The sequence below is a fragment of the Actinoplanes sp. 13 genome (genome assembly GCF_056134165.1).
Window position 1 is genome coordinate 1 of the sequence record NZ_JBVYOQ010000072.1, and the last position, 1,220, is coordinate 1,220.

Consider the following 1,220-nt stretch of genomic DNA (forward strand, 5'->3'; position numbering starts at 1 on the left):
TCGATGATCATGCCGGCGGCGACGGTGCGGTTGGTGGTCTCGTCGATCAGGATGAAACCGCCGGTCGTCCGGTTACGCCGGTACTCGTCGGCGAGCAACGGCACGGTGGTACGCAGGGTGACCCGGCCGATCTCGTTGAGGCCCAACTCGCCGGCCGCCTCGTCACGGTGCAACGTGTTCACGTCCAGCCGGTACTGCAGGCCCCGCACCACCGTCCGCGCGGTCCGGGTGGTGTGCTTGATCGCGTACTTCGCGCCCACCCGCAACGGCGCCGACTCGTCCATCCAGCAGATCATCGCCTCGACGTCCTGCGCCGGGGTCGGCGCGTTGTGCGGCCGGCACAACATGTCACCGCGCGAGATGTCGATCTCATCGGTCAGCCGCACCGTCACCGACATCGGCGGGAACGCCTCCTCGACCGGCCCGTCCGCCGTGTCGATCGACGCGATCTTGCTGGTCATCCCGGACGGCAACACCAGCACGTCGTCACCGGGCTTCAACACCCCCGACGCCACCTGACCGGCATAACCCCGATAATCAGTCACCGTGGTCGACTGCGGCCGGATCACGTACTGCACCGGGAACCGCACATCCACCAGATTCCGGTCACTGGCGATGTGCACGTGCTCCAGATGATGCAGCAACGACGGACCCTCGTACCACGGCGAATTCTCCGACCGCGACGCGATGTTGTCCCCGTTGAGCGCCGAGATCGGAATCACCGTCAGATCCGGGGCGTCCAACTTCGTCGCGAACGAGGTGAACTCGTCCGCGATCCGCTCGAACACCTTCTGATCCCAATCGACCAGATCCATCTTGTTCACACACAACACCAGATGCGGCACCCGCAACAACGAACACAAGAACGCGTGCCGCCGCGACTGCTCCACCAAACCCTTACGCGCATCCACCAGGATCAACGCCAGATCAGCAGTCGACGCCCCGGTCACCATGTTACGGGTGTACTGAATATGCCCCGGCGTATCCGCGATGATGAACTTACGCCGCGGCGTCGCGAAATACCGGTACGCCACATCAATCGTGATGCCCTGCTCGCGTTCCGCCCGCAACCCATCGGTCAACAACGCCAGATTCGTGTACTCGTCACCCCGCGACGCACTGGCCGCCTCAACAGCCTCCAACTGATCGGCGAAAATCGTCTTGGTGTCGAACAGCAACCGGCCGATCAACGTCGACTTACCGTCATCCACACTGCCCGC

1 protein-coding gene is annotated in these 1,220 nt (G+C 63.7%); it reads right to left on the reverse strand.

The features are described 5' to 3' along the window. Positions 1 to 1,220 (reverse strand): sulfate adenylyltransferase subunit 1 (locus tag AC0NH5_RS42975; protein WP_474414258.1); only part of this gene is annotated, 1,220 nt, incomplete at both ends.